This is a genomic window from Streptomyces sp. NPDC092370 (assembly GCF_044755265.1).
Taxonomy (GTDB): domain Bacteria; phylum Actinomycetota; class Actinomycetes; order Streptomycetales; family Streptomycetaceae; genus Streptomyces.
Map to the genome: position 1 here is coordinate 1 of NZ_JBIVQO010000023.1, position 25,975 is coordinate 25,975.

Consider the following 25,975-nt stretch of genomic DNA (forward strand, 5'->3'; position numbering starts at 1 on the left):
CCCGCGGAGCGGGTACCACATCGCTGCGCGATGTGCAAGGGGGGCGGTCGCTGCGCTCCCGCTGCCCGCGCGATGCGCGGGCGGATCCCTCCGCTGCGCTCCGGGATCCCAGTGGGGCCGGCCGCTGCGCGACCGGCGCGGCGCGCGATGCGCGGCCGCCGGGTTGACGGGGTGTCACGTGCGGCTAGTGGGGCCCTCCAGTGCGGGAGTTGGGGAGTGCTCCGCACTCCCGGGCGGGTCCGCTGCGCTCCCCTCGCCCTGACGGTCCTTCCGGCTGCGCCTCCAGAACCGTTGGGGGCCCGCTGTCGCGGGCCGGGCTGGCTACGAGGGAGGGGGTCGCTCGTTCGTGTCGGGTTTCAGTGTACCGCGTGCATCAGGTTGATGCAGCATGTACCGTTGGCGGAAACACGAGACACCCCCCAACCACCCGGGAACCTCCCCGGAATTCCGAGAGGAACGACCACAGATGACCGGTCACCACGAATCTACCGGACCCGATCCCGCGCTGAGCAGCGATTCTCTGCGCCGGGTGACGCAGTACCAGACGGCAGGCGTCAACGCCCGGTTAAAGGTGTTCGCGCTCCTGGAGGCGCAGGGCGTGCCCGCGTGCGAGGCGGACGACCTGGTGGCCGCGCTGGAGGCCGGGGCGGTCGCCGGGGCGCAGTGCCAGGTGGTGGAGCTGGGCGGCATGGCGCCGGCCTCTCGGGGCGCGCTGTTCGCGGACGGCTGGGATGAGGGCGTGAGGGCCGTGAGCGAGGCCCTGGTGGGCATCGCGGACCGGGACTGGTCACGGCGCGGCGGCCGGTCGGCGGGGGCCGCTGAACTGGCCGTACACATCGCGGACGTGAGGCAGCGTGAGCGGGCCGACCTAGTGCGGCTGGAGAGGTTCGTCCGGGAGAGCGTGCTGCCGCGCACTCATCCGCACACCACGGCGCGACGCCGGGTGCTGGAGGCGCTGGGCGAGGCCGGCGGTCTGTGCACGGCCCGGACGCGGAACGCAGACGGGGACGTCGTGGTCTGCACGCTTGACGCCGGGCACTACGACCCGGACGACAAGCCGCCCTTCAAGGACGGAAAGCCGGGCGGCTGGCACAAGGCGGATGCGTCGATCTGGAACGACTCGGGCGCGGCCTGCATTCCGCACGCAGCCCTCTGAAAGACCACAGGAATTGACCGCTCGGGGAGGCAAGGAAATGTCAGCGATTCAGCTCAAGGAACACCAGGTAGACCAGCGCTCCGCGTTTCGCAGGTGGGTGGGATTCCCTGCAAGGTCATCTGTGCCCCCGCAGGGTGCCCGGGGCACGATCGTGTCAGCGACCGGCTCGGGCAAGACGATCACGGCCGCCGCCTGCGCACTGGAGTCGTTCGCGGACGGCCGGATCCTCGTCACTGTCCCGACTCTGGACCTGCTCGCGCAGACCGCCCAGGCGTGGCGGCTGGTCGGTCACCGTGCCCCGATGGTCGCGGTGTGCTCGCTGGAGAACGACGCGGTCCTCAAGGAGTTGGAGGTGCGCACCACCACGAACCCGATCCAGCTCGCCCTGTGGGCCGGGTCCGGGCCGGTGGTCGTGTTCGCTACGTACGCCTCTCTGGTGGACCGTGAGGACATCGACGCACCCGAGGGTCAGCGGAAGGTTCGCGGGCCGCTGGAAGCTGCTCTGGCGGGCGGAGACCGGCTGTACGGCCAGCGCATGGCGGGTTTCGACCTCGCGATCGTGGATGAGGCACACGGAACCGCCGGTGATCTTGGTCGTCCGTGGGCGGCGATCCACGACAACGCCCGCATCCCCGCCGACTTCCGGCTCTACCTGACCGCCACGCCGCGGATCCTCGCCGCGGCCCGGCCACAGAAGGGCGCGGAGGGCCAGGAGGCGGAGATCGCGTCCATGGCCGACGATCCGAACGGGACGTACGGCGCGTGGCTCGCCGAACTCGGGCTCTCTGAGGCGATCGAACGGGAGATCCTCGCCGGGTTCGAGATCGACGTCCTGGAGATCCGCGACCCCTCCCCCGTCCTCGGGGAGTCGGAGGAGGCCCGGCGCGGCCGGCGCCTGGCGCTCCTGCAGACCGCGCTCCTGGAACACGCCGCGAAGTGGAACCTCAAGACCGTCATGACGTTCCACCAGAAGGTCGAGGAAGCCGCCGCGTTCGCGGAGAAGCTGCCGGAGACCGCTGCCGAGCTGTACGTCAACGACGCCTCGGACGACGACCTGGCCGCTGCGGACAAGCTGCCGAAGTCGTCGATCGACGCGGAGTTCTACGAACTCGAGGCCGGCCGCCATGTCCCGCCGGACCGGGTGTGGTCGGCGTGGCTGTGCGGCGACCACCTCGTCAGCGAGCGGCGCGAAGTCCTGCGCCAGTTCGCCAACGGCATCGACGCGGCAGGGCGCCGGGTCCACCGCGCCTTCCTCGCCAGCGTTCGCGTGCTCGGGGAAGGCGTAGACATCACCGGCGAGCGGGGAGTCGAGGCCGTCTGCTTCGCCGACACCCGCGGCTCGCAGGTGGAGATCGTGCAGAACATCGGCCGCGCGCTCAGGCTCAACCGCGACGGCTCCACCAAGGTGGCCAGGATCATCGTGCCGGTCTTCCTCGAGCCCGGCGAGGACCCGCAGGACATGGTCGCCTCCGCCAGCTTCCGCCCCCTTGTAGCGGTCCTCCAAGGACTCCGCAGTCATGATGAACGACTCGTCGAGCAGCTCGCCTCCCGCGCTCTCTCCAGCGGCAAGCGCAAGGTCCACATCCGGCGTGACGAAGACGGGCAGATCGTCGGGGCGGGCAGCGAGGGCGACGGCGAGGACCAGGAGGACGACACGCAGGCCGCAGCCGAAGCGGCGCTGCTGCACTTCTCCAGCCCGCGCGACGCCGCGACCATCGCGGCGTTCCTGCGCACCCGGGTCTACCGGCCGGAGTCGCTGGTGTGGCTGGAGGGTTACCAGGCTCTGCTCCGTTGGCGGAAGGAGAACGAGATCACCGGCCTCTACGCCGTGCCCTACGACGTCGAGGTGGAAGTGGGGGTCACGAAGGATTTTCCGCTTGGGCGGTGGGTCCACCAGCAGAGGAAGGCGCTGCGGGCGGGTGAGCTGGAGGAGCGGCGCAAGATCCTGTTGGACGCGCCGGAGGCCGGGATGGTGTGGGAGCCGGGAGAGGAGGCGTGGGAGGCCAAGCTCGCCGCGCTGCGGTCGTACCGGCGGGCCACCGGGCACCTCGCGCCGCGGCAGGACGCGGTGTGGGGCGAGGGCGAGGCGATGGTGCCTGTCGGCCAGCACATGGCCAACCTCCGGCGGAAGGGCGCGAAGAACGGCCTGGGCAAGGACCCGGAGCGGGCCGCCGTGCGCGCGGCGCAGCTCACCGAGATCGACCCGGACTGGAACTGCCCGTGGCCCCTGGACTGGCAACGGCACTACCGCGTCCTCGCGGACCTGGTCGACGCCGACGGCAGCCTGCCCGAGATCCAGCCCGGCGTGCTGATGGACGGCGACGACATCGGCAAGTGGCTCCAGCAGCAGAAGCAGCCGGCCGTCTGGGCGCGGCTCCTGCCTGAGCAGCAGGAGCGGCTGTCCACGCTGGGCGTCAAGCCGCTTGAGGAGACGTCTCCCGCCCCGGCTGCCAAGGGTGCGACGACGGGCCAGGGCAAGGCGTCGCAGGCGTTCCAGCGGGGCCTGGCGGCCCTCGCGCAGTGGGTTGAACGGGAGGGCGCCCACCGGCCGGTGCCGCGCAGCCACAGCGAAGAGATCGCGATCGAGGGCGAGACGGAACCTGTGGCCGTCAAGCTGGGCGTGTGGGTATCGAACACAAAATCGAGGCGCGACAAGCTCGCCCAGGACCAGCTGGCCGCGCTGCGGGAACTGGGCGTGGAATGGGCATGACGCCGCCACCGCCCGGCCGTTGAGTCGAAGTGCACGAGGCCCTGGACGATGGTCCCGGGCCTCGTGCGCATCTCGGCAGCTACCGAAGCTCCCTCACGTTGCGGCTACTTCGAAGTCTTGGCCGCCTCACTGCGCGCCCTGCGGGCCTGTGCCATCCGCTTCCGCTCCGCTGGCTGCACGTAGAGGATCTGTGCGGCTTCCTCGATGAGCTTCGCAAGGTCGGCGATCTCGTCCGCCGCGTACTCAAGGTTGTGGTGGATGCTGTCGTTGCCGACGACGCGGGCCTCGTGCATCGCGTCCACAACATCCTGCGGGAGCCCACGCTCGGCCAATTCCGTGATCTTGTCGTAGAGCGTGTACTTCGTCGCTCCCTGGTCCTTACAGATCTCTTCAACCGCGGCCCGGTATCCGACTCCTGCGAGACGGTAGCTGCCGGCGTTCTCGGCCTTCGAGGCGTCCGTGAACAAGGAGCGCACCAGCTCCGGCACGTCTTCGGAGAGTTTCCGGGGCAACGGCTCCGGCCACACCTGACGACGCCAGGATTCGGACGCCTTTTCCAAGCTTGTTGCGGCCTGATTCACAAGGCCGACCAGTTCGACGGTGGCTCGATGGCACAGGTCGCAGGTCCACAGCTGCTCGTAGACGACCAAGCCATCCGTCGTCACGATCAGGTTGCTCGATGCGGTCGGATGTACCTGCCGCTGCTGACGCAGCGACATCGCGACACCGACTGCACACTCAGGATGGGGACACACGGCCCTTCGCCGGCCGAAGGAGCGCTGCTGCAGAGGATCGGGCAATCTGCCGTAGGTGGAGGAAGCCATAGGCGGATTCTTCCTGTCCCTTCTGCTGTTCACCAGCACTTTTGAGGGCTCGACAGCTCACTGGGCACTGCGCCATCGAGGTGAACGGGACGTTGCCCTGCGGCTATGTCTCATGTGCTCGGCTGTCCGCCGGGATAGCGATACGGGCATGGACCTCAATGACGTCATCGATCGCGCAGAGTTGCATGGGGAAGTTGCGCGCCGGTTCGGCAATCCGCCCGTCCCAGGGCGGCGCCGGCAAATGGATGCCCACCTGGCAGGCGCGTGGGCTCTGCTCGACACCGCGATGAAGACGTATGACCCGGCCAACGCCCAAGGCCTGGTCCGGGCGGCGGCGGAGGCTCACCGGCAGTACACCGCACCAGGCGCCCTGATGACCGCTGGCTTCCTGCACTTCATCTTCCAGGAGCTCGCTCCCAACAAGCAGTCGGGCGTCGACCTGGGCCTTCCCCCGCGGGTGGAATGGGCCGCCCGTGTCGTGGAGTGCGTGCGGGCAGGACTGGGCGATAAGGACTTCTCACGGCTGATCGAGGGCATCAGCGACATCCTGACCGACCTGGCCGACGAGGCCGAACCGGTCAGCGTGAGGTGACTCCGGTGTTCTCCGCTCGCGTCGCTGCGTCCGGCACCGGCGCCCGCCTGAGCCTGTACAGCGCTTCGACGGGCCCGGTCCACCACGGCCGGCTGCCGGATCCGATTGGACGCCATACCGGTACTTGTACTTGTACCGCCCTGGGCCGCCCCGCGTACGGGCCTGGACGCCTGCCGCCTCCCGGGCCAGGCTGTCGAGATGAACGACGCGAACGACTCCGGCTCGGACGACGGCAGGATCGACAACGTCTCCCTCTACATGGAGACGCTCAAGGCCCGCATGGACCCCGAGCAGTACGACGTCCTGGCCAAGGCCGTGCACGAGACAGCGCACCTGATAGCCGAGGGCCATCCGGCCGGCCCTGTCGGTGACGCCTCGCAGTTCACCGATGAGGTGCAGCGGGAGTACGCGACGGTCCTGGCGATTCTCCTGACCGGCCGCATGGACCACCGACTCGTGGAGATGCCCGGCCCCGACGGCAGCCCCGGCTTCGCCATCGTGGAAGCCTCCGCCGCCGACGACCCGGCAAAACTGCAGGAGCTGCGCGAAAAGCACCGTCACTTCGTCACCGAGCAGCAGGCCCTCTACAGCGAGCTGGACGGCATCGCCCGCGCCAGCGGCCTGAGCTCCGACGACTGACCATGCGCCGCACGGCTCACCCCCGCACCGCGCCCCGCCGCCCCCACGCGGCCGGGGCACTGACTACCTGTTTCGAATCCTTGGCGCACCGTTAGGCAAGGTCAGGAATCGAACAGAGGTCTTGTCGGGCGGCGGGACCCCGTTCATTTAGAGTGATCTGCATGGACATGCGGAGGATCGTCGCAGTGCTGGTCGAGGATGCTGAACAGCAGATCCAAGACCAGGTGTGGAAACTGGCGCCGAGCGACCGCGCACTCGCTCTTGAGGCTGAGGCCGGCCTGCGTGACGTTGTCGGTCCGCCGGACGTCCAGGAGGCCTTGCCCCACATCAAGCGGCTCGAACACTTGCGGGAGACTCTCGCTGTCCTGGCCATCGCCCTCGCGCGCACTCACGGCCCCATGGCCTGGTTTCTTTCCGGCGCTCTCAACGCGCTCGAACCGGTCCTGCGCTGGCGGGCTCTGCCATCTGACAGTGGCGGCACCTTTGGCACCGTCCTCCCGAGTCCTGAGGATTACACGGAGGCGGAGGATGCCGTCCGCCGACTCCAGGACGCCCTTGCGCAGATCACCGCCGAGCCACTTGACCTCGGCATTCACCGAGATCAGCAAGCAAACGGGGCCTGACTGCCTATTTCGGTCTTGAGCTGCGCGTTTGCCCAGCAGGATTGAACAGGGACGGCTTGGGTTGCTCCGGTGAGGACCTGAGTGGTTCCGCTGACGGTCCTCCGGTGGTGGGAGGATTGGGCCCAGGTCCGAAGGGCCGGGCGGCTCTGGGTGGCAGGGGGTGTTCCGTTGGCGGCGGCGCACCCGCACTCCCCGACCAGCAGCCACACGACTCGAACGGCCTGCCTCGACAGGCCGCACGGATGCGCCTGTCGTATCTGTTGAGAAAAGTGATCCCTTCTTCTTGCAGGAGAACAACATGGGAAGACGCATCCCGGCCGTCCTAGCCGCTGCCGGCGCCGCCGCGCTGCTGACCATCACGGTACCCACAAGCGCCCAGGCCGCCACCGGCACGTTCCTGTACACACACGCCTACTCGAGACTCACCGTCACACTGACCAACCCAGCCGACGCGTCCTGCCTCCAGGCGACGGCGAACGGCACGGTCACCAACAACACCAGCAGCAGCGCCACCCTCTATCCCAGCCCTGCCTGCCAGGGCGAACCGCTGGGCACACTCCCGCCCAAGGGCACGGCAAGCGGGCTGGCGTTCGCCAGTGTCGTCTTCACCGCACCATAAGCGGCCACCGTAGGCCAACGCCGCCGTGAGACGTGGAGACATCCTTCTCCCCGCGGCGGCCGGCATCGCGCCCGTGGCGTGAACACCGGCACGTGCTCACACGGCGACCGGTGAGGCTGAGGCTGCGATACATGTGCCCCCGCACGGGCCTGCGGCTGCAAGGCGCGTGTGCCGATCCACTGCGGTCAGGCGTCTGCGACCCGCCGTACGCGGCTGACGTCCCTCGATCCGCATCTCGGGCAAGGGGAGCTGAGAGTGCACAAGATGTGGTGCGGCGCAGTCGCCTCGGCAGAGCCGGTATGGCATGTGCTGGCAACCGACGAGAGCGTGACGCTGTGCGGGCTGGAGAAACGCGAGGAGTGTGAGGAACAGGTGCAGACGGACAAGCTCTGCTACCGGTGCATGACGACGCTTCAGACCGAGATGGCACCCGAAGCGTGACTACCAAACGTCGCCCAGCCTGTCGGGGCACGGACCATGCCGACCTCCCCGGACTTAAGTCGATGAGGAGGGATTCAGTGAAGGTGGTGCCCCGGAGGTCGATGCTAGCGCCGGGTACCAGGGCGGCCAGGTAGGCGTCGCGGTCGGTGTCGGCCAGGTGGGCGAGACATACGGTGTGGCCGGGGACGTGGATGCCGCGGCAACCGACGGGGTCGGCAGCAGGGTGTGCACCGTGTGCGCAGTGCGGCCAGGTTGGAGGTTCGGATGTGCTCATGGTGCGGCGGCTCCACGGTGTCAGGGTGCCCGTAGGGACGCCCTGGGGGCGGGAACGGTTCGCCCGGTGAGTAGGCGCACATGCCTCACATGCCTTCTCCGAAGTAAGCCGCATCGGGGTGCGCACGACGGAGACAACCCTGCTGTCCGGGGCCTGACCGGGCGCGCCATGACACCGCTACTGACGAAGGCGGCACTTCGGCTCGGCGACATCCCTATTGCAGGTACCGGTCGACTGGCTCCGCAGCGTACGTGCCGTCGTACAGCCGCACGGAGGTCAGCTCGAACTGTTCCGGACGCCCGTCGAAGACGCGGATGATGGTGGTACCAGCGGCCCGTGTGCTGGTGAATTGCACGGGTGTGCCGTCTGTGGTCACGGTACCGAGGAGGGTATAGCGGCGGATTGTGCTCATTGCTGCTTCGTCTGGAGATGCGGGCACTGGCCGGCGCCTCAGGTTTGACCTACTCGTTGGTTCCGGGACGGGACGCAGAAGGACAGGATCCTCGCGAGTCACCCGACGCACCCGTGTTCGGCGGAAGAACCAGGTCCCGCTACTGACGGACGCGGCGGCGCCCAGAGCACCGAGGAACTCCGGCAACGCGTCAAGGAGGAGGCTCACGACCGGCTCCCCTCGGTCTCAGGCAGCCACAGGCTCGACGTGTCGTTGCAGCTTTCCCCCTCGGTCCTGTCCACGGGCCGCGTGAACAAGGTCCTGGCCTGCCCCGAGCGGCCAGGCCTTGTTGTTGGGGGGCCGGTCACGCCCGGTTGCCTGCCGGGTTCCCGCCGCAGTCGTCGGCCAGCGCGATGGCGGCCTTGATGCGTTTGCCCACCAGCTCGTGGCGCATCTCGAAGCTGCGACACACGCCGCACACGATCTCCAGGCCGTGTGGTCCAACCCCGGGCCGGGGGCCTGGGGGGCACCGGCAGCGTCGGGTCGGTGTCCCACACGCTGATCTCCACGGCCGTGGGCGGTGAGGTGGTCAGCGAGGGCGGTGAGTTCGGCCGCGTCGCGGCCGAGGCGCTTCATCTCGTACACGGTGAAGATGACCCGGCAGCGCGGGGCGTGCGCCACCGGCCTGTCGCACGGCGAGATCGCCCGCCGGATCGCCGCCGAAGCGATCCGGCAAGGTCACCGGCAGATCGCCCCGGACGCTACCCGTGTACGGCGCTGGATCGACGGCGAACGGCCCCGCCCGCCGGTCCCGGTCCTTCTTGCGGCGGTGGTCCCGGACGCGGTCGGCCAGCCGCTCACGCCGGGTGATTTGGGCCTGGCGGCCGCCGGGATCCTGGGACCAACTGCCCTGGCGTGTTGTTCCCGGTTACGGTGCCCGTGTGACTGATCGTCTGCGCGAGAGCGGTGGTGGCCGGGCGGATGCCTGGAGTGTGCCTCCCGAGGTGCTGGTGCACGAAGAACCGGACCGGGTACGGGAGTTGCTGGAAGGGCAGGCGGACGGTTCCCGGTTGCCGCTGGCGGTGTACGAGACGTCGGGGCATGTGCACCGGCACGCCACGGCAGGAGTGCGGCAGCAGCTGCTGGCGCTGGACGCCTGCCGGTACGGGCAGCCGCAGCTGGCGGCACGCGTCAGTGAGGTCCCGGTGGGTCGGCACGTGGACGTGCCGTGGGTGGTGCGATGGGCGACCGGCACCGACCTGGACGGCCGGTTGCGCTACTCGCTGCCAGTGCCGGCTGAGGCGGGCGTGGTGGCGACCGTGGTCACGGCGGGCCGTGGCATCGCTGTCGCCGGCTGCGACGACGGCACGCTGCACCGGTGGGACTTGGCCACGGGCAGGCGGCTCGGCAAGGCCCTGACCGGTCATTCCGGCGCCGTGAGTGCTCTGGCGGCGGCCGTGGTGGACGGCCGTCCCGTCGCCGTGACCGGCGGCAGTGACACGGTCGTCCGGCTGTGGGACCTTCTCGATGGGGAACAGCTCGGCGAGTTCCCCGCCGGTGACGATGCCTGGGTCTGGTCACTCGCCACCGGGCTGGTCCACGGCCGGCCGGTCGCGGTCGGCGGGAGCGGCGACGGCATGGTGCGGGTGTGGGATCTGGCCGCCCGCACACAGCGAGGTGTGCCCCTGGCGGGCCACACCGGCGCTGTCGTCGCCGTGGCGACGAGCGAACTGGACGGCCGTCCCGTCGCCGTGACCGGCGGCGGCGACGGAACCGTCCGGGTGTGGGACCTGATCACCGGAGCGGAGAGTGGCTCCCTGCCCGGCCCCGACGAGGTGCGCCTCGTGGCGACGTATACGGATACGGATCCGGCGTACGACCACCCGATCCACCCGATGGCCGTCAGCGCCGACGAGGGGGAGGTGCGCCTCTGGAATCTCGCCACGGGGGCGCAGGCCGGTGAACCACTGGCTGTCCGGTTCGTGACCGCCCTCGCTGCGGGAATGCTCGGCGGACGCCCCGCCGCCCTTGTGGCACGCAGCCTTCAGGGACCGGTCGAGGTATGGGACCTTTCCACGAGCAGACACCTGCGCCTGCCCCTGATCGGCCACGAACGGAATGTGCGGGCAGTGGCGCTGGCCGCCGTGAGGGGCCGTCACCTCGCTGTCACGGGTGGGGACGACAGGTCGGTGCGGATCTGGGACCTCGACGGCGAAAGGGAGGCGGGCAGCCCGCTCCGTGGTCACGCGGGTCCGGTGCGAAGGGTCACCACGGCAGTCCTGGACGGCCGTGCCGTCCTTGTCAGCGGCGGCTGGGACGGGACGGTGCGGATCTGGGACCTCGATGGCGAGGGAGAGGCCGGTGAGCCGCTGACCGGTCACGCCGGGATGGTGGAGATGCTGACGGTGGGCACGGTGGACGGACGGCTCACCCTCCTCACGCGCGACAGGCACGAGACGGTACGGATGTGGGACCTGGCCACCCGTGAGCAGCTGCACGGACGGACCACGAGGGAGTGGACCAGCCCGGGCATCCGGCTCTTCGCGGTACTGGACGGCCGTTTCGTCGCCGTGGACCACGGCGGACGGGTGTGGGACCTGACCGCGGGCGAATGGATCGGTGTGCCGCCGCAGCAAGCCGGCCCTCTGGCCCTGGACACGCTCGAAGGCCGCACCCTGGTCCTGACCGGCTTCATGGAGGAAACGGTTTATCTGTGGGACATGGCCACGGGCGAACGGTGGGGGTCCCCCGTGGCGGGACACGGCAGTCCGGTGCGGTCAGGGGCGGTGGGGATGCTGGACGGCCGCGTGGTGGTCGCCACCGGCGGTGACGACGGAACCGTACGGGTGTGGGACGCGGCCACGGGGCGGCAGACCGGCACGTACGCCCTTCCCTCCCGCGTCACCAGCCTGGCGATGTCAGGGGACGGGAGCCTGGTGGCCGCCTTCGGATCGGACATCGCGGTCCTGGACCACCTTCTTCCCCCTGGGGGCCGGCCGTGTCATGGTCTGTCGCATTAGCGGGACACCTTGGAGGCTGACGTGTTGCCGAAGCTGACGTACCGGGACCTGGTGAAGATCGCCGGTCAGCCGCTGCCCCACGTTCTGCTGTGGCGGGACAGCAACCACCTGCACAATGCATGGTGGCGGCGGTGGCGCAAACCAGTGGGCCTGGAGATGTGGTTGCGCGACGTTGGCCCCGATTCGGTGCTCCTGGAGCCGATGTGGCTGAGCTTCTCCAAAGCCGCCGCCGCCCAGCGCCGATACTCCTTCCAGGACATCGGGCTGGGGCAGTATTCGGAGTACTACCCCTTCTCGAAGTACTTCCTCAGCAGGTGTGTGTGCCCCCGGGGCCAGGGTTCCATGTGAGGCCTCTCAGCAGCTGCTCGTCATCACGGTCCATCCGCTCAGCCTTGCAGCCGTCACTGACAGCCGGGTCCGGTCGCGTCACCTGCGGAAGCGGGAGAGCCAGGTTCCGCCGGCCTTCTGCTCGGGCACGGCACCGGTTGGTTGGCTGATCGCTCCGATGACCAGGAGGGGACACAGCGTGGCAGCAAACGAGGCCGGGACCGAGCTGGAGCAGCTGAAGTCGTTGAGCCCGGGCAGAGCCAAGGGGCACCAGTGCAGCGGACCAGGCCGACGACCGGTGCTCGGTGGTCGCGCTATGGGACTGTCGGAGGTAGAAATCAACGACATCGATTACCTCGACGAGCGCGCACGTGGGGGCGTACAGGTACCAGCCGGCCTGGGCGTGGGCGCGGTGGATGAGCCGGGGAAGCGAGAACGTTGGCCTGGCCGGCCGCGGCCATCGCGGTGTCGTCCAGGACGATGTGCATGGCGTCGCTCACCGGGCGGCCGCCTGGGCCAGGCGGCGGTCCAGCCGGCCCGGCCAGCGTCTACTCAGGCGGCCTCGGGGGCAGAGGTGAAGGAGGTGGAGGTGGGGGATACGAAGATGATGGAGGCGAAGGTGCAGCGCCCTTCGGGTTACGAACCAACAGCAAGGGAAACAAGAAACCCGTCACTGCTCCTGCGACTGCACCGATCGCCCCGACTATGGCAAAGTCCCAGCCAAGTCCGGAGTCAAACAACTGCGGCGGTCCGGCCACAATGAACCCGAAAATACTCGTGACGAGTGCCCCGCGCCGACGCCGCCGCGCGCTGTGGTGATTCCTTTTCATGGGGCATGCTCCTCTCTCTTTGCTAAAGGGACCGCGCAGGATCTCGCGCGGTCCCCTACCGCACGGTGTCTCTACCTCAGAAAGCGTCCCACCCACGAGCCAGCCGGGCTGGAGCCAAGGGCCCCCCACAAGGCGCCGTTCATAAAGGCATCCGCCCGCTCCTCGTTGTTCCCCCCGGCAAGGGCAGTTCCGATGGATGCCCCGGAGCCTGAGCCCAGACCGACCAGCGCTACTCCGGCCACAACGCATCCGATACCTGTCGAGCAGACCGCGGCCGTGGCTGCCACGCCGAGAACACCCCCAGCAAACGCTCCGAGACCTTCGCCGATGTCAGGCCATCCGAACAGTCCGGACGGGTCGGTGTTGTTGATGGGGTCGCCGCTGGCGTAGAGGTAGGGGTTCGCCTCTTGCCCCGACGGGTCCGGTTGGGTGAAGCGGCCGAGGGAAGGGTCGTAGTAGCGGTGGCCCATCTTGTACAGGCCGGTGGGGTCGAGGTAGGCGCCGGTGTAGCGGTGGGGCTGGGGGGCTGCCTCGGTGGTGGTGCCGCGGGGCAGGCCGGTGGGGCCGTAGGCGTAGGTGTGGGTGCGCTTGCCCGTGTCGTCGACGAGGCCGAGGACGTTGCCGGTGGCGTCGGTGAGGTAGTAGTAGGACTTCCCCCCAGTCGTCATGGAGTTCAAGGTGCCCGCCGGTTCGCGGATGAATCCGGTGTCGACGCCGTTGGTCGTCGTGGACGCCAGACCGAGTGCGGTGTGGTGGAACCAGGTCGAACCCAGCTTGGTGCGCTCGGAGTTGTCCGTGCCCGCGTGGACCAGGTCGTAGCTCTTGCCGCCCGCGGTGATGCCGGAGAGCTGGCTGTAGTCCGTCCACGTCTCGTTCGTACGGGCCGTGGTGCTCGCGCCTGCCGTCTCGTTGCCGAGCTTGTCGTAGGACCAGCCGGTGGTGGAGCCGTTCTTGCCGGTCAGTTCGCTCGCGTCGTCGTAGGTGTAGGTGGTGCCGCCGGGGCAGGCGTTCTTGGTTCCGTCCTGGGAGGCGAGGTTGCCGGCCTTGTCCCAGCAGTACAGCCACGACGCCTTGCGGGCACCCGCGGAGTCGGCTTCCAGGGCGTAGCGGAGGCGGTCCTGGGAGTCGTAGTCGTAGGTGGTCCTGTACTTGGTCAGGTTGTCGGTACGGGTGCGGATCTTGGTGGTGTCCTTGCCCGCGGTGTTCTTGTAGCTGTAAGCCAGGTCGATCAGCGTTGTCGTCCCGGAGGTGGTCTTGATGCTTTCGGGGCGGCCGTTGTCGTCGATGCCGACGGCTTGTGTCGTGCCGCCGGGGTAGACGGTCTTGGTGCGCTTGTCGTTCTCGTTGTAGTCGAAGTCGGTCTTCTTGCCGTCCGGGGCGGTCAGGTAGTCCAGGCGGCCGGCCTTGTCCCAGGTGTAGTCGGTCTTGCCGGTCGGGTCGGTGTAGTAGTCGACGTCGCCGCCCGGGGTGTAGGCGAGCGCGGTCTGGGCGCCGTTTTGCAGGGTGCGGACGCTTTCGCGGTTGAGCTTGTCGTAGTGCCACCCAGTGGTGCCGGAGGCGTCGGTGCGGGTCTTGACGTTGCCGTCGCCGTCGTAGGAGTAGGTGACCGTGACGTTGGTGGAGGACACCTTCGTCACGCGGTCGCGGTTGTCGTAGACGTAGATCGTCTTGATGTTGCGTCCGTCGGTGACGGTCTCCACCCGGCCCAGCGCGTCGTAGGTGTAGTCCGTTTTGCCCGGCGGGGCGGGCGGGGTGACCGTCTTGAGGTTGCCCTTGGTGTCGTACTCGAAGGAGGTGACCTTGCTGTTGCCGTCCTTGGCGGTGCAGCGCTGGCCCTCGAAGCCGCCGCAGGTCGGGGTGTCCTTGTTGTAGGTGTACTCGCGGGTGCCGCCTGCGGTGCCGGAGGTGGTCACCGACATGGTGTTGCCGTTGGTGTCGTACCTGAAGGTGTCCTTGCGGCCGTCCGCGGAGGTGAAATCGTTCGGCAGATCGGTGCCCGCGATCGTCTGATACGCCGTCACGGACGCCGTCGCACCGAGCGGGAGCTTCTGGGAGAGCGCGTTGTTACGGCCGTCCCAGCCGTAGGTGGTGGTGTTGCCGCCGGTGCCGTCCGCGCCCGTGCCCATCGCGTCGATCGCGGTCTGGGTGAGGTGGCCCGTGTACTTGGCGTGGCGCGAGTGCTCGAGGGGGTCGGTGACCTTGGTGACCTCGCCGTCCGCGTTGTGCTGGTACTTCGTGGCGTCGTCGTCGGGGTCGGTGACCGTGGTGGTTCCCGCGTCGGAGGGGGTCGCGGCCGTGTAGTCGTAGCGCCAGGTCGGACCGATGTGGCCGCTGCCCGTCACCTCGGTGGCGCGCTGCAGGGACCTGACGCGGTTGTGGGCGTCGTAGGTGAACAGCGTGACGGTGTCCTCGGGCGTGGTCACCTTCGTCAGGCGGCGGGAGGAGTCGTACGCGTAGGTGGTGGCCTTGCCATCGGTGTCGGTGACCTTCGCGAGGTTGCCCGCCGGGTCCAGGTCGAACACGGCCGTGCGGCCCGTGTGGTCCTTGGCCTGCCACTGGCTGGCGTTCGTCTTCACCAGGTCGATCCAGCGGCCCGAGCGGGTCTCGGTGAGCTTGAAGCCCTTGTGCTCGCTGCCCTCGTCGTGCTGGTCGACGGTGATCGTCCCGTCGTTTCTGTCCGTGACCTTGGTCAGCGTGCCGTGCTCGTCGTAGGTGTCCTTCGTGCCGGACTTGCGGTCGGTGAGGGTGTAGGTGCCGTCCGCGTTCTTCTTCAGGTCCTTGGAGTAGCCCGTCGGCGTGGTGTAGCCGCCGGTGGACGTCTCCTTGAACCGCAGGGCGTCGCCGGTGGCGTCGTAGACGACCGCCTCACCGTCGCCGGGCTGGAGGTAACGCTCGTAGGCCTGCCACCAGCGCTGCGACACCTTCCCCCAGGGCGCCTCGAGGGAGTTGTACGTCCGGGCCAGTTGCAGCTTCTGGCCCACGCCGGCGATGTCGAAGTCCGTCGCGGCGAGCATCAGGTTGCCGTTGGAGACGTTCACCCGCGCCACCAGCGCGTCGTTCAAGCGCGTGTCGATGATGCGGTGCCACGGCACACCGCCCTGCCCTTCCGGGGTGTAGGGCGTGGCCTCGGCTGCGGTCGCCGCGCGCTCGGCGCCGGCCTTGCCGCCCGCGGTACGGGCCCGCTGCGCCGCCCGCCACGCGGCGACCTCCGCCGACGGCTCGGCCTCCGCCTGGGACTCGGGTGCCTTGACCGACCCGGCCGGAGTGGTGGGCGCCTCGACCTTCGTCGGTCTCGTCCAGGGGCTCTCCGGCTCGGGTAACTCCGGTTTCGGCGGCGCGGCCAGACCCGGTGCCGCCGAGAGCACCACGGCGGCGGCCGTGAGCGCGGACAGGAGAGCGGTTCTGTGTGTTCTTCGGGCACGCCACAGGGACGTGCTCTGCGCACGTGAATGCATCAGCTTCCCCCACGGAAGTCAGACAGACAGTCAGAACAGGCGACCCACTCGGTCACCTCGGGCACACAAGCTGTCACAAGAAGCACACAACGCGACGGGCCGTTCCCCGTATCTGCCGTCCCATGCCAGCAGGAATCAGCCCCACCTCTTCAACGGGATGAAACCCTGCATACCGCAGCAACTCACCACCCTGGCAGGAGGGAAGCGCACGATTCACTGCGATCTCGGGGGATCACCCTGACTGGGACCTTCGACTGTTGTGGGCACAGCACGCGGCCCTGCTGCCGGAGGCAGCCTGTGCAGATTTTGTGCGTGGGCGTGACGCGCTGTCCGGCCCGTAGTTGATCAGGTCATCGCGCCGAGAACGTCCGTCCCCCGAGCGGATGCGCGAACAGGGACTCTGGCGTTGCCTCGGTCCGGGGCCCTGGCGCCAGCGCCCGGCTTCCACTCGTGAGCGTGGAGCCGGGCGCACTGGTGTCGCTCAGGTCAGTCTCGCGTCCTCGGTGCGGAGCCGGTCTACAGCAGCATCGGTGCCTCAGCACTCCGCCCCCTGGACCGGTGTTGGCCGTTTGGTTCTGCGCCCTTCGAAGGGGTGAAGGTCCGCATCCCGCGCAACCGCCGGCCCCGGGGTGAGTGTCGTGCACAGGCGACACCACCCGCTCGACTATGAGGAGCCCGCTCTTGCGCAAGAGCCTCGTCACGGCGGCCGCTGTTGCGGTCGGCGCACTGACCGCCCTGTCCGTCGTTCCGGCGCACGCCGCCGAGTACAACTCGGCGCTGAAGATCCGCGGAGTCCAGTACGACGCGCCAGGCCGGGACTCCAACAGCTGCTCCTCGGGCAACACCGACCAGGAGTACCTGACGGTGAAGAACTACTCCTCCCAAACGACGATCAACCTCAAGGGCTACGTCGTCAAGGACGCCACCGGCAACCGCTTCACCTTCACCGCCAACCACTACCTGCAGCCCGGCGACTACGTGAAGCTGCGCGGCGGCCACGGCACCGACTCCGACACCCACAACGTCGCCTACCGCGACAACTGCAACTTCCTGTGGAACAACGACAAGGACACCATCTACCTGTACAAGCCCTCAGGAAGCCGCGCCGACGTCCACACCTACACCAAGTCCAGCAACGACCCCGACGGCAACGGATACATCAACTTCCACAGCTGAGACCACCCTCGCCCGGCCCTGGGCCGACTCGCAGCCAGCCCGCCCCAGCACATCGCTGGGGCGACGCTGCCGGAAAGGTGCCAGGACTGGCGGTTCTCCCACTCGACTACGACGGAACGCTGAACCGAGGGCGACGCACCTCGACCACCTGAGAGACCGGAAATGCCGTAGTGAGGAAATCAGTGCCTTGCGGGCGCGGCAGGGAGTCCGGAGGCCTCGCCCTCGGCTTGGTCCTTGCCCGGAGTCGTCGCTTACGGACCGCCTCGCGTTGCTCACCGCGGCCACGCGTTGGCGCCCCGACCTCATCGGCCTGGAGCGGGCCCGGTTCCTCACCCGCCGGTCGGACGGGAGAAGGCTCAGGGGGTGGCCGCCACGCGGCCACCCCCTGAGCGGTTCGGTAGGGCGGTGTCTTACCGCGGGTCTCCATGTCGATGGACGTGCCCGCGATGGTCCGCAGGTCAGGCGGAGTTCCGGCGCGGCTGGTCCGTCACGTCCTGCCGGACCGGCTGGCTGTCGTGGGCGGACCGGCTGGTGCGGATTGCCTGGCTCACCATGCCGGCTGCGCTGAGGAAGACCACGAAGCCGACTTCGGCGCGATCCAGCGCAGCTTCGTGCCGTACGCAGGGGCATCGGTGGCTTTATCGAGCAGTAGTGACGTCGCTTGTCGATGGGTTTGGGTGCGCCCCCAGACGCTCGCGGATCTCCCACAGATGGCGCCGACCTCGCCGTGCACGGCGGCGGGCGGGTGCTGCTGCGCTCACGGCAGGTCGGCCTGGACCAGCTGGGCGATCACCGGGACGCGGTTTCCGCCGGCGGACGCCAGCAACATCATCGCCCGCCGGTAGCGCACCGAGCTGGTACTTCCCCGGCGCACGATCTGCTGCAGCTTCTGCCCTTCCTGATTGGTCAGTCTGCGCACGCGCACAGGCTCAGCCACCACACCTCCAGCGGTCGGAACCGACGTCACCGCCCATCCAACCGCCCCAAGCACCAACCCGGCGAACCTTCCCGGTCACAGCACTAGGCACGGCCCCCCTGCGCCGCCCTCCGGTGCATGAAGCCGGTCGCGGAGCCATAGGCGTGCGCTACATGCCCGAACTGACCTGGCGCTACGGCTACCGCCGTCCTCACCGTCATCTTCGTCGTCTGCACCCTCATTTGCCGCGCCCTGCGCCGCAATAAATGGCTTTGACCAGCAGCGCCTTCCGGTGGTCCATGGTCATCCATTTCGTGCCCCGGCGCCTCGGTGCCGGCTGGTGACTGGGCAGGGCGCATACTCAGTGATCGTCGCACGAGCGGGTAGGCGGTGGCGTGCGGTGATCGATCCGACGCAGGCGAAGAGGGTGTGGGGGATATGAGCGAGGCGAGTCGGCCGGTGATGCCGGAGACGGTGGACAGTCCCGCGCTGCGGGCGCAGCCGACCGGTGCGGCGGCGCGGTGGCTGCTGCGTCATCGGGTGCAGCCGGTGGGGCCGGCGGCCGGTGAGAGTCATGCCGAGCCGCATGCCTGGTGGAAGGTGATGTGCCTGACCGGTGTCGACTACTTCTCCAGCCTGGCCTACGTCCCGGCGATTGCGGCTCTTGCGGCGGGGGCGGTGTCGCCGCTGGCGACGCTGCTGATCGTGGCGTTGACGCTGCTGGGAATGCTTCCGATGTACCGCAGGGTGGCCAAGGAAAGCCCGCATGGGGCGGGCTCGGTGGCGATGCTGGAGGATCTGCTGCCGTTTTGGTGGGGGAAGCTGTTCGTGCTGGTCCTGCTTGGGTTTGTGGCCACCTCGTGGATCATCACCATCACCCTGTCCACCGCGGACGCCTCCGTGCACGTAGTGGAGAACCCCTTCTTCCCCGCCGCCCTGCACGGCCACGAAGTGGCCCTGACGGTGGCGCTGCTGCTGATCCTTGGCGGGGTGTTCCTGTTGGGCTTCAGTGAAGCGGTCAAGGTGGCCATCCCCTTGGTGGCCGTCTTCCTCGCCCTCAACGCCGTCGTCATCGGCATCGGTGTGGCACACGTGCTCACCACCCCGGCCGCCTGGTCGGCGTGGACCGGCTCCCTCACCGACCTGGGCGGCGTTGGTGATCTGGCCGGCCCTGCCCTGCTGGCGTTCCCCCTGCTGGTGCTGGGCCTGTCCGGCTTCGAGACCGGTGTGAGCATGATGCCGCTGGTGGCGGCCGACGGCGCCGACGCCGAGCAGCGGCTGAAGGCCCGCATCCGCAACACCCGCAAGCTCCTCACCGCGGCCGCGCTCATCATGAGCGTCTACCTGCTCGCCGCCAGCTTCGTCACCACCGTCCTCATCCCCGAGGGCGAGTTCGAGCCCGGAGGCGCCGCCAACGGCCGCGCCCTGGCCTGGCTGGCCCACGAGCATGTCGGTGAGGCGTTCGGCACCGTCTACGACATCAGCACCATCCTCATCCTGTGGTTCGCGGGCGCCTCCGCCATGGCGGGGCTGATCAACATCGTGCCCCGCTACCTGCCCGACTACGGCATGGCCCCCGAATGGGGACGCGCGGTACGCCCGGTCGTCCTCGTCTACACCGCCCTGTGCATCCTGATCACCATCACTTTCGACGCCGACGTCGACAAGCAGGCCGGCGCCTACGCCACCGGCATCCTGGCGATGATGGTCTCCGGTGCCTTCGCCGTCACCGTCTTCGTCGCACGCAACCGCCGACGCGTGGCCACGGCCGGCTTCGCCTCGCTGACCGCAGTGTTGCTCTACGCGCTGATCGCCAACATCATCGACAAGCCCGACGGCATCGCCATCTCCGGCTTCTTCATCCTCGGCATCATCACCGTGTCGCTGATCTCCCGCGTCTCGCGCACCACCGAACTGCGCGCCGACCGCATCGTCTTCGACGAGACCGCACGCCGGTTCATCACCGATACCCTCACCCACGACCAGTCCATCAACATCATCGCCAACCGCCGCCAAGCCGGCGACGAAGCCGAGTACAGCGCCAAGGAACGCGAACAGCGCGGCACCAACCCCGTACCGGGCCTCGCCGACGTGCTCTTTCTCGAGATCGACGTCGTCGACCCCTCCGACTTCAGCGACACCCTCACCGTCCACGGCGTCGAAGTCGACGGCCACCGCATCCTGCGCGCCCAAGCCCCGGCCGCACCCAACGCCATCGCCGCCGTCCTGCTCGCCCTGCGCGACGCCACCGGCGTGCGGCCGCACTGCTACTTCGCCTGGGCCGAAGGCAGCCCCCTGAAGCACATGTTCCGCTACTTCCTCCTCGGCCGCGGCGACACCGCCCCCGTCACCCGCGAGATCATCCGCAGCAACGAACCCGACCCCGACCGCCGCCCCGGCATCCACGTCGGCGGCTGAACCCCGCACTACGTCCTTCTTCTCCTTATGGCCGTCCTGGGAAGTGCCGGGTTCCTCACCGAATCAATGTGGCTCTGTGGACTCGCCGCATGGGCTCTGATCGCGGCCGGCCTCATCGAGATGATCTATCGGCCCTGAGCCCTATGGACCGACGGAGCGAACGCTGACACGACAGGCCGAGCCGCCGCGTGCATGCTCAGGCGTACAGATTGCGTATGGGCGTGTGTGCGGCGGTCTTGTCTTCACGCGGTGGGGTATACGCTGCTCAGCGGCCGTGTCCGCAGTGCGTCGAAAGGTGGTGGAGTCCGCGATGAGCGGTGAACCTCCCAGTCGCATGCCGCACGGCGCCGCCCGTACCGGGACCTGAGCAGGGGGCTTGGTGGCGGCGTCAGCGGCATGCCGCTTGCCCGTCACCCCCAGAGTCTTCCTGCCACGGAAAGGCCTTTTCCGTCATGTCTGAGCGTCGTCTGCGCAGCCTGCGAGCCAAGCCCCTTAGGCGTTCTGCTTCCGGCAGTGCCCCAGGCGAGCACTCCGTTACCCCGCCCTCGGCCGGGCCGCCGGGGCGCAAGGGGAGCGTGATCACCGCCGCGCTGTATGAGGACGGCCAGCGCAGCAGCACCCACGGTTCGCTGGCGGAGACCTTCCAGCAGCTGCGTCGGCGGCCTGGCGGCATGGCGTGGATCGGCCTGTACCGGCCCGATCCGGCAGAGTTGCAGTCCCTTGCGGAAAAGTTCGATCTGCACCCGCTCGCGATCGAGGACGCGCTGGAGGCACACCAGCGGCCGAAGCTGGAACGCTACGGCGACACCCTCTTCGTTGTGCTGCGAGCGGCCCGCTACATGGACTCCGCCGAAGAGGTCGACTTCGGCGAGCTGCACGTGTTCGTCGGCCCGGACTTCGTCATCACCGTCCGCCATGGCGCCGCCCCCGATCTGGCCGCCGTCCGCCGCCGGATGGAGGACAGCCCCGAGCTGCTCAAGCGCGGCCCCGAGGCAGTGCTGTACGCGATCATGGACGCGGTCGTCGACGGCTATGCTCCGGTCGTCGCAGGCGTGCAGAACGACATCGACGAGATCGAGACCGAGGTGTTCGGCAACGCCCCGGGCGTCTCACGCCGTATCTACGAGCTGTCCCGCGAGGTGGTGGAGTTCCAGCGCGCCACCCGTCCGCTGGCGGGAATCGTCGGCGGGCTGTCGGCCGGGTTCGAGAAGTACAACATCGACGAGGAACTGCGCCGCTACCTGCGTGATGTCGCCGACCACGCTACGCACGTCACCGAGCGCGTTGACGGGTTCAAGCAGGCCCTGCAGGACATCCTCACCGTGAACGCCACCCTGGTCACCCAGCAGCAGAACGAGGAAATGAAGGCCCTGGCCCAAGCCAGCCACGCACAGAACGAAGAGATCAAGAAGATCTCCGCCTGGGCGGCGATCCTCTTCGCACCGACCCTGGTCGGCACCATCTACGGAATGAACTTCGACCACATGCCCGAACTGGGCTGGGTCTTCGGCTACCCGTTCGCGCTGCTGCTGATGGGCGCCGTGTGCGTAGGCCTGTACGTCGTCTTCAAGCGCCGGGACTGGCTATGACCGAGGCCTGCCTGGAACCGGAAAAGGAAGGGGGACCGATGAAGCCGGCTCTGATGCGCAGGCTACTGGTCGCCGCGCTGGTGACCTGGATCGTCTTCATCACCGTGTACATCTACCTCAACGAATAGCCCCACGGGCTGGCGTTGTGTCGGGGAAGACGGACAGCCGAGACAGGAGGGGGCCGTCGATGGCGGAGCAGAATACTGATGGGGCCGGGCACGGTGAGGGCATGCCGGCGACGGTGGTCGACTGCGCCCTGTACGAGGACGGTGCACGCCTCCCGGGCCGGGTGGACCTGGACAGAATCCTGGACCGGGTAGACCCGGATGCGGGCCGGTTCGCATGGATTGGACTGTACGAGCCGACCGTCGAGCAACTCCAGCAGGTCGCTGATGCTTTCGACCTGCATCCCCTCGCCGTCGAAGACGCCGTCCACGCCCACCAGCGGCCCAAGCTCGAACGCTACGGCGATGTGCTATTCCTGGTACTGAAGACCATCGTCTACATCGACCACGAGCAGGTCACCGCCACGAGCGAAATCGTCGACACCGGCGAAGTAATGATCTTCGCCGGCCCCGGGTTCGCCATCACCGTCCGCCACGGCAGCGCTCCGCCCCTGAACGAGGTACGCCGCCAACTGGAGGCCGACCCCCACCAGCTCGGCCACGGCCCCTCCGCAGTACTGCACGCCGTCGCCGACCTGGTCGTCGACCGCTACCTGGAGGTGGCCGACGCCTTCGCCGGTGACGTCGACACCCTGGAAAACGAGGTCTTCTCCCCCGACCTGCCCGTCGACGCCTCCCGCATCTACCAGCTCAAACGGGAGCTGCTGGAGTTCAAGCGCGCCGTCGTGCCGCTCGCCCCTGCCCTGCAACGCCTCAGCGAGGGAACCCTCCCTCAGGTCTCCGCCAAGGTGGCCGCCTACTTCCGTGACGTCGCCGACCACCACCAGCGCGTCAGCGAGCAGATCGCCGCCTTCGACGAACTCGTCGGCGGCCTGCTCAACGCCAGCATCACCCAGCTCAGCGTCCAGCAGAACTCCGATATGCGCCGCATCAGCGCCTTCGCCGCCCTCATCGCCGTGCCCACCATGATCGTCGGCGTCTACGGCATGAACTTCGACCACATGCCCGAACTCACCTGGCGCTACGGCTACCCCGCCGTCCTCACCGTCATCGTCGCCGCCTGCACTCTCATCTACCGCGCCCTGCGACGAAACAAGTGGCTGTAAACGGCCACGTGCGCGCCTGCACTGGCCCTCGTAGCCTGGTGGTGCTCGGGGTAGCCGCGGAGGTCCGTCATGCCCCGAACCGTGTGGTCAGGTGCCATCAGTTTTGGTCTCGTGACCGTGCCGATCAACGTCCAGAGCGCCACCGAGGACCACTCCATCCGCTTCCACCAGTACCACCTGGTCGACACGGCCTCCCTCCCCCCTGCCCCGCCCGCGCCCCGTTTCGCCGCGACCTGGGGGCGATTGCAGTAGGAGCCGCCCTGCTCAGCCTACGGCCGGCCAACCCGCGCTAGCGGCGTGATCCACGACCCATCACACGGGCCCGCTGGCTCGATCCCTGCCGGGAGTGCTTCCTCGCGACGCCTCCCACGTTGCGTGTGCCGCCGCTGCAGCTCCCCGAGCTGCGCCATGCCTGCGGCCAATTCCCCGCCGTCTGCGCCCCGCAGGGCGACCTCCCCGACGCACTGCCCGGCACCCGTCGCCCCCCAAATCGTCCTGACCGAGCGCGCCGACGACGGCGAGCACGTGATCGCGAGCTGGGCACAGGACGCGTGGGCCAGCCACGAGTCAGGGCGGTCCATGGTCGGGCCCGTGGTCAGTGCCTGACGCTGCCGGAGATCTTGGAAAGTCCTGATCTGACGGACGATCGTTGAGCCGTACCGCGAATTTACGAGGCAGCCTTGGGAGAACTCGGCCCAGCGGACGGGCGCTGGTCAGCGCCGGCCGTGGTGGGAGGTGAAGACGTCCAGCAGTTCCCGGACGGGCACGTGCGCCTCTGCGGGATGGTGAAGGGTGCCGTCCAGACAGAGGATGTAGCGCGTGCGCCGTCCCTCGCGTTCGCGGCGCACGTAGCCAGCCTGTTCGAGGTCGCTGACGATGCTCTGCGCGGTGCGTTCGGTGATGTGGCAGACCGCGGCGATGTCGCGGAGGCGGGCGGCAGGGTCGCGTGCGATGGCGAACAGCACCCGGGCGTGGTTGGTGAGGAAGTCCCACTTGACGGCCTGCTCGTTCACGTTCTGTTCCGTCCCCTTCGTCTTTGCCCGGGTGGAGATACCCGCAACAAATTTCCGGAAACAGATCTCCTCAGCGTGAGGGGGCTGCGAAGTTTCAGGGGTAGCTGGGTTGGGCATTGCTCGGCGCTTCGGAAGTGAGGCGAGTCCTTGGATACTGCTGCCCAGAATGAGGGTCAGGAGCCGCTTGCCGACTGTCCGATCGCGGCGTCCGCCGCGTTCGAGGGCAGCGCGGAGATCGCCGAGGCCCGTGACATGGCCCGCGACTTCCTCGTGTCCGTGCAGGCCGTGCACGGGCTGTCGGTGTCGGCGCGGGCCATGGGCATGGTGCAGCTTGTCGTGAGCGAGCTGGTCACCAACGCCCGCAAATACGCGCCCGGCCCGTGCCTGCTGGACCTGGAGATCAGCGAGGGCGCCGTCCAGATCAGCGTGTGGGACAGCAGCACCACGCAGCCGTCTATCCAGGCGGCCGACCCGGAACGGATCGGTCAGCACGGCCTGGAGATCGTCATGGCGGTGTCCCAGACCTTCTGTGTTCACCGGGAACCGGTGGGCAAGCGGATCACCGCGGCCATCGAACTGGCCGACGACCCCGGCGGAGACCCGACCGGTCGGCAGCCCTCCTGACCGCGCCCCGCCAGTCCCGAGGCCGTCGATGTGTTCGAGGTTGACCGCGATTCCGAGCACTCCGTACTCACGCAACTGGGCCATGTGGGGGCGACGGGTGCCGGGCAGTGCGTCGACGAGGTCGCCCTGCGAGGCGCAGACGGCGGGGAACTGCCAGCAGGCCCTTGCTCGTCTCAGCCCACTCATTCAGGCGAACGGATAGGACCGGGAGCGACGCTGGTGTCTCGCCAAGTGTGGGAAGGTGTTCGGCGGTCCGTGCCGCACCGGCTGGCCGACCCAGCCTTCGTCCGGGCCCTGCATGAGCGCGACTTCACCGTGGTGTTCGCGATGACCCACGACGCGGGGATCTCCTTCAACTGGATCGCCGAAGCGTGCGCGCTCAAAGCCGAGCGGGTCAGCCAGATCGCCCGGGGCACCGCGGCTGTCACCGCGCTGGCAACTGTCGAGCGAATCTCCGGCGGTCTGCGCATTCCCGGTGCCTTCCTGGGGCTGGCTGCGCAACCCTGGGAGGACACCGCCACTCTCAGCTCGGAGTCCCACCATGGAGCAGATGATCCGATGAAGCGCCGCAACTTGCTGCGTGGCGCGCTGGCCGCCGGCCTCACCGCTCCAACGCTCGCCGCCCCTCACCGCCGCCCGGACCGACGTCGACTGCACCCTCTCCCTCGGCGCCCTCGAGGACCTCGCCGACCTGGAGGCCGCAGCCGAGAGCTACGGGCACGGCTACCACGGACAAGCACCCACCCGCGTCCTGGCCGACCTGGTCACCGACTTCACGACCCTGCGTCCGCTCCTCACCGTCCCGCAGCCCGCACCGGTCCGGGCACGGTTGTGCCGGACGGCCGGGCAGATGGCCGGGATGACCGCGATCGTCTTACACGACCTGGGCAGCCGTAAGGAATCCCGCGCCTGGTTCGCCACCGCCTCCCGGGCCGCCGCCGAATCCGGCGACGACCAGCTGCACGCCTGGGTCCTCGCCCGGGAAGCGATGGTCCCGCTCAACTACGGCGCTCCGAAGGCGGCGGCCCGCCTCGCCGACCAGGCCCGGCACACCGCCGGCACCCGGCCGACGGCCGCGGCGACGCTGGCGGCCGCGGTCGCCGCCCG

Annotated in this window: 18 protein-coding genes and 4 pseudogenes; 16 read left to right on the plus strand and 6 right to left on the minus strand. The window is 68.7% G+C overall.

Annotated features, from left to right (window positions below; all coding sequences use genetic code 11):
- The first annotated feature begins 466 nt into the window (after positions 1–466).
- Both ACIQHQ_RS37065 and ACIQHQ_RS37070 read left to right on the plus strand, forming a co-directional pair.
- On the plus strand, positions 467–1,156 hold the full coding sequence (locus ACIQHQ_RS37065; RefSeq protein ID WP_402621145.1) for a hypothetical protein: 690 nt from the start codon (positions 467–469) through the stop codon (positions 1,154–1,156).
- Positions 1,157–1,193: 37 nt separating this feature from the next.
- Entirely contained in the window at positions 1,194–3,866 is a 2,673-nt protein-coding gene (locus ACIQHQ_RS37070; RefSeq protein WP_402621148.1) for a Helicase associated domain protein, read from the plus strand.
- 104 nt (positions 3,867–3,970) lie between these two features.
- On the opposite strand, the gene ACIQHQ_RS37075 is transcribed toward ACIQHQ_RS37070, so the two are convergent.
- Positions 3,971–4,690 (minus strand): DUF4145 domain-containing protein, encoded by a 720-nt coding sequence (locus ACIQHQ_RS37075; protein WP_402621151.1) that lies wholly within the window; start codon positions 4,688–4,690, stop codon positions 3,971–3,973.
- A 148-nt stretch (positions 4,691–4,838) separates the two neighbouring features.
- Between ACIQHQ_RS37075 and ACIQHQ_RS37080 the strand changes: the two genes are divergently transcribed.
- The 5 genes from ACIQHQ_RS37080 to ACIQHQ_RS37100 all read left to right on the plus strand — a co-directional run bounded on the left by ACIQHQ_RS37080 (position 4,839) and on the right by ACIQHQ_RS37100 (position 7,604).
- The gene (locus ACIQHQ_RS37080; protein WP_402621154.1) at positions 4,839–5,282 is read left to right on the plus strand and encodes a hypothetical protein; all 444 of its coding nucleotides are present in this window, start codon (positions 4,839–4,841) and stop codon (positions 5,280–5,282) included.
- Positions 5,283–5,480: 198 nt separating this feature from the next.
- Positions 5,481–5,921, plus strand: coding sequence for a hypothetical protein (locus ACIQHQ_RS37085; RefSeq protein ID WP_402621158.1), 441 nt, complete (start codon positions 5,481–5,483; stop codon positions 5,919–5,921).
- Positions 5,922–6,082: 161 nt separating this feature from the next.
- Positions 6,083–6,544 carry a hypothetical protein gene (locus ACIQHQ_RS37090; RefSeq protein ID WP_402621160.1) on the plus strand — a complete coding sequence of 154 codons (462 nt, stop codon included), beginning with the start codon at positions 6,083–6,085 and terminating at the stop codon, positions 6,542–6,544.
- A gap of 298 nt (positions 6,545–6,842) precedes the next feature.
- Positions 6,843–7,163, plus strand: coding sequence for a hypothetical protein (locus ACIQHQ_RS37095; RefSeq protein WP_402621162.1), 321 nt, complete (start codon positions 6,843–6,845; stop codon positions 7,161–7,163).
- A 255-nt stretch (positions 7,164–7,418) separates the two neighbouring features.
- Positions 7,419–7,604, plus strand: a complete 186-nt coding sequence (locus ACIQHQ_RS37100) for a hypothetical protein (protein ID WP_402621165.1) — start codon at positions 7,419–7,421, stop codon at positions 7,602–7,604.
- A gap of 488 nt (positions 7,605–8,092) precedes the next feature.
- Here ACIQHQ_RS37100 and ACIQHQ_RS37105 read toward each other — a convergent pair whose 3' ends face one another.
- Positions 8,093–8,254, minus strand: coding sequence for a hypothetical protein (locus ACIQHQ_RS37105; protein ID WP_402621168.1), 162 nt, complete (start codon positions 8,252–8,254; stop codon positions 8,093–8,095).
- Between the two features lie 585 nt (positions 8,255–8,839).
- Positions 8,840–8,947: pseudogene (locus ACIQHQ_RS37110) on the minus strand (recombinase family protein); the annotation flags it as partial.
- Between the two features lie 263 nt (positions 8,948–9,210).
- Between ACIQHQ_RS37110 and ACIQHQ_RS37115 the strand changes: the two are divergent.
- Both ACIQHQ_RS37115 and ACIQHQ_RS37120 read left to right on the plus strand, forming a co-directional pair.
- Positions 9,211–11,289 carry a WD40 repeat domain-containing protein gene (locus ACIQHQ_RS37115; protein WP_402621170.1) on the plus strand — a complete coding sequence of 693 codons (2,079 nt, stop codon included), beginning with the start codon at positions 9,211–9,213 and terminating at the stop codon, positions 11,287–11,289.
- A gap of 24 nt (positions 11,290–11,313) precedes the next feature.
- The gene (locus ACIQHQ_RS37120) at positions 11,314–11,637 is read left to right on the plus strand and encodes a hypothetical protein (protein ID WP_402621173.1); all 324 of its coding nucleotides are present in this window, start codon (positions 11,314–11,316) and stop codon (positions 11,635–11,637) included.
- 880 nt (positions 11,638–12,517) lie between these two features.
- Here the strand turns inward: ACIQHQ_RS37120 and ACIQHQ_RS37125 are convergent.
- Positions 12,518–15,814 (minus strand): RHS repeat-associated core domain-containing protein, encoded by a 3,297-nt coding sequence (locus ACIQHQ_RS37125; protein ID WP_402621176.1) that lies wholly within the window; start codon positions 15,812–15,814, stop codon positions 12,518–12,520.
- Positions 15,815–16,567: 753 nt separating this feature from the next.
- Between ACIQHQ_RS37125 and ACIQHQ_RS37130 the strand changes: the two genes are divergently transcribed.
- Positions 16,568–17,077, plus strand: a complete 510-nt coding sequence (locus ACIQHQ_RS37130) for a lamin tail domain-containing protein (protein WP_402621179.1) — start codon at positions 16,568–16,570, stop codon at positions 17,075–17,077.
- 766 nt (positions 17,078–17,843) lie between these two features.
- Here the strand turns inward: ACIQHQ_RS37130 and ACIQHQ_RS37135 are convergent.
- Positions 17,844–18,014, minus strand: a pseudogene (locus tag ACIQHQ_RS37135) (IS630 family transposase); the annotation flags it as partial.
- Positions 18,015–18,455: 441 nt separating this feature from the next.
- On the opposite strand from ACIQHQ_RS37135, the gene ACIQHQ_RS37140 reads away from it, so the two are divergent.
- The 4 genes and pseudogenes from ACIQHQ_RS37140 to ACIQHQ_RS37155 all read left to right on the plus strand — a co-directional run.
- Positions 18,456–20,411 carry an amino acid transporter gene (locus tag ACIQHQ_RS37140; protein ID WP_402621194.1) on the plus strand — a complete coding sequence of 652 codons (1,956 nt, stop codon included), beginning with the start codon at positions 18,456–18,458 and terminating at the stop codon, positions 20,409–20,411.
- Between the two features lie 452 nt (positions 20,412–20,863).
- Entirely contained in the window at positions 20,864–22,000 is a 1,137-nt protein-coding gene (locus tag ACIQHQ_RS37145; protein ID WP_402621182.1) for a magnesium and cobalt transport protein CorA, read from the plus strand.
- 187 nt (positions 22,001–22,187) lie between these two features.
- Positions 22,188–23,231, plus strand: a complete 1,044-nt coding sequence (locus ACIQHQ_RS37150) for a magnesium and cobalt transport protein CorA (protein WP_402621185.1) — start codon at positions 22,188–22,190, stop codon at positions 23,229–23,231.
- Positions 23,232–23,300: 69 nt separating this feature from the next.
- A pseudogene (locus ACIQHQ_RS37155) lies at positions 23,301–23,417 on the plus strand (Ku protein); the annotation flags it as partial.
- 527 nt (positions 23,418–23,944) lie between these two features.
- Here the strand turns inward: ACIQHQ_RS37155 and ACIQHQ_RS37160 are convergent.
- On the minus strand, positions 23,945–24,244 hold the full coding sequence (locus tag ACIQHQ_RS37160; RefSeq protein WP_402621188.1) for a MarR family transcriptional regulator: 300 nt from the start codon (positions 24,242–24,244) through the stop codon (positions 23,945–23,947).
- A gap of 147 nt (positions 24,245–24,391) precedes the next feature.
- On the opposite strand from ACIQHQ_RS37160, the gene ACIQHQ_RS37165 reads away from it, so the two are divergent.
- Both ACIQHQ_RS37165 and ACIQHQ_RS37170 read left to right on the plus strand, forming a co-directional pair.
- Positions 24,392–24,868: an ATP-binding protein gene (locus ACIQHQ_RS37165; RefSeq protein ID WP_402621191.1), complete on the plus strand. Its 477-nt coding sequence runs from the start codon at positions 24,392–24,394 to the stop codon at positions 24,866–24,868.
- A 580-nt stretch (positions 24,869–25,448) separates the two neighbouring features.
- Positions 25,449–25,975 (plus strand): annotated as a pseudogene (locus ACIQHQ_RS37170) (hypothetical protein); the annotation flags it as partial.

What these genes read in the sequence shown, in the direction of transcription:
- ACIQHQ_RS37065 (WP_402621145.1), top strand. Translation starts at nt 467, where the DNA reads ATGACCGGTCACCACGAATCTACCGGACCCGATCCCGCGCTGAGCAGC.
- ACIQHQ_RS37070 (WP_402621148.1), top strand. Translation starts at nt 1,194, where the DNA reads ATGTCAGCGATTCAGCTCAAGGAACACCAGGTAGACCAGCGCTCCGCG.
- ACIQHQ_RS37075 (WP_402621151.1), bottom strand. Translation starts at nt 4,690, where the DNA reads ATGGCTTCCTCCACCTACGGCAGATTGCCCGATCCTCTGCAGCAGCGC.
- ACIQHQ_RS37080 (WP_402621154.1), top strand. Translation starts at nt 4,839, where the DNA reads ATGGACCTCAATGACGTCATCGATCGCGCAGAGTTGCATGGGGAAGTT.
- ACIQHQ_RS37085 (WP_402621158.1), top strand. Translation starts at nt 5,481, where the DNA reads ATGAACGACGCGAACGACTCCGGCTCGGACGACGGCAGGATCGACAAC.
- ACIQHQ_RS37090 (WP_402621160.1), top strand. Translation starts at nt 6,083, where the DNA reads ATGGACATGCGGAGGATCGTCGCAGTGCTGGTCGAGGATGCTGAACAG.
- ACIQHQ_RS37095 (WP_402621162.1), top strand. Translation starts at nt 6,843, where the DNA reads ATGGGAAGACGCATCCCGGCCGTCCTAGCCGCTGCCGGCGCCGCCGCG.
- ACIQHQ_RS37130 (WP_402621179.1), top strand. Translation starts at nt 16,568, where the DNA reads ATGAGGAGCCCGCTCTTGCGCAAGAGCCTCGTCACGGCGGCCGCTGTT.
- ACIQHQ_RS37140 (WP_402621194.1), top strand. Translation starts at nt 18,456, where the DNA reads ATGCCGGAGACGGTGGACAGTCCCGCGCTGCGGGCGCAGCCGACCGGT.
- ACIQHQ_RS37145 (WP_402621182.1), top strand. Translation starts at nt 20,864, where the DNA reads ATGTCTGAGCGTCGTCTGCGCAGCCTGCGAGCCAAGCCCCTTAGGCGT.
- ACIQHQ_RS37150 (WP_402621185.1), top strand. Translation starts at nt 22,188, where the DNA reads ATGGCGGAGCAGAATACTGATGGGGCCGGGCACGGTGAGGGCATGCCG.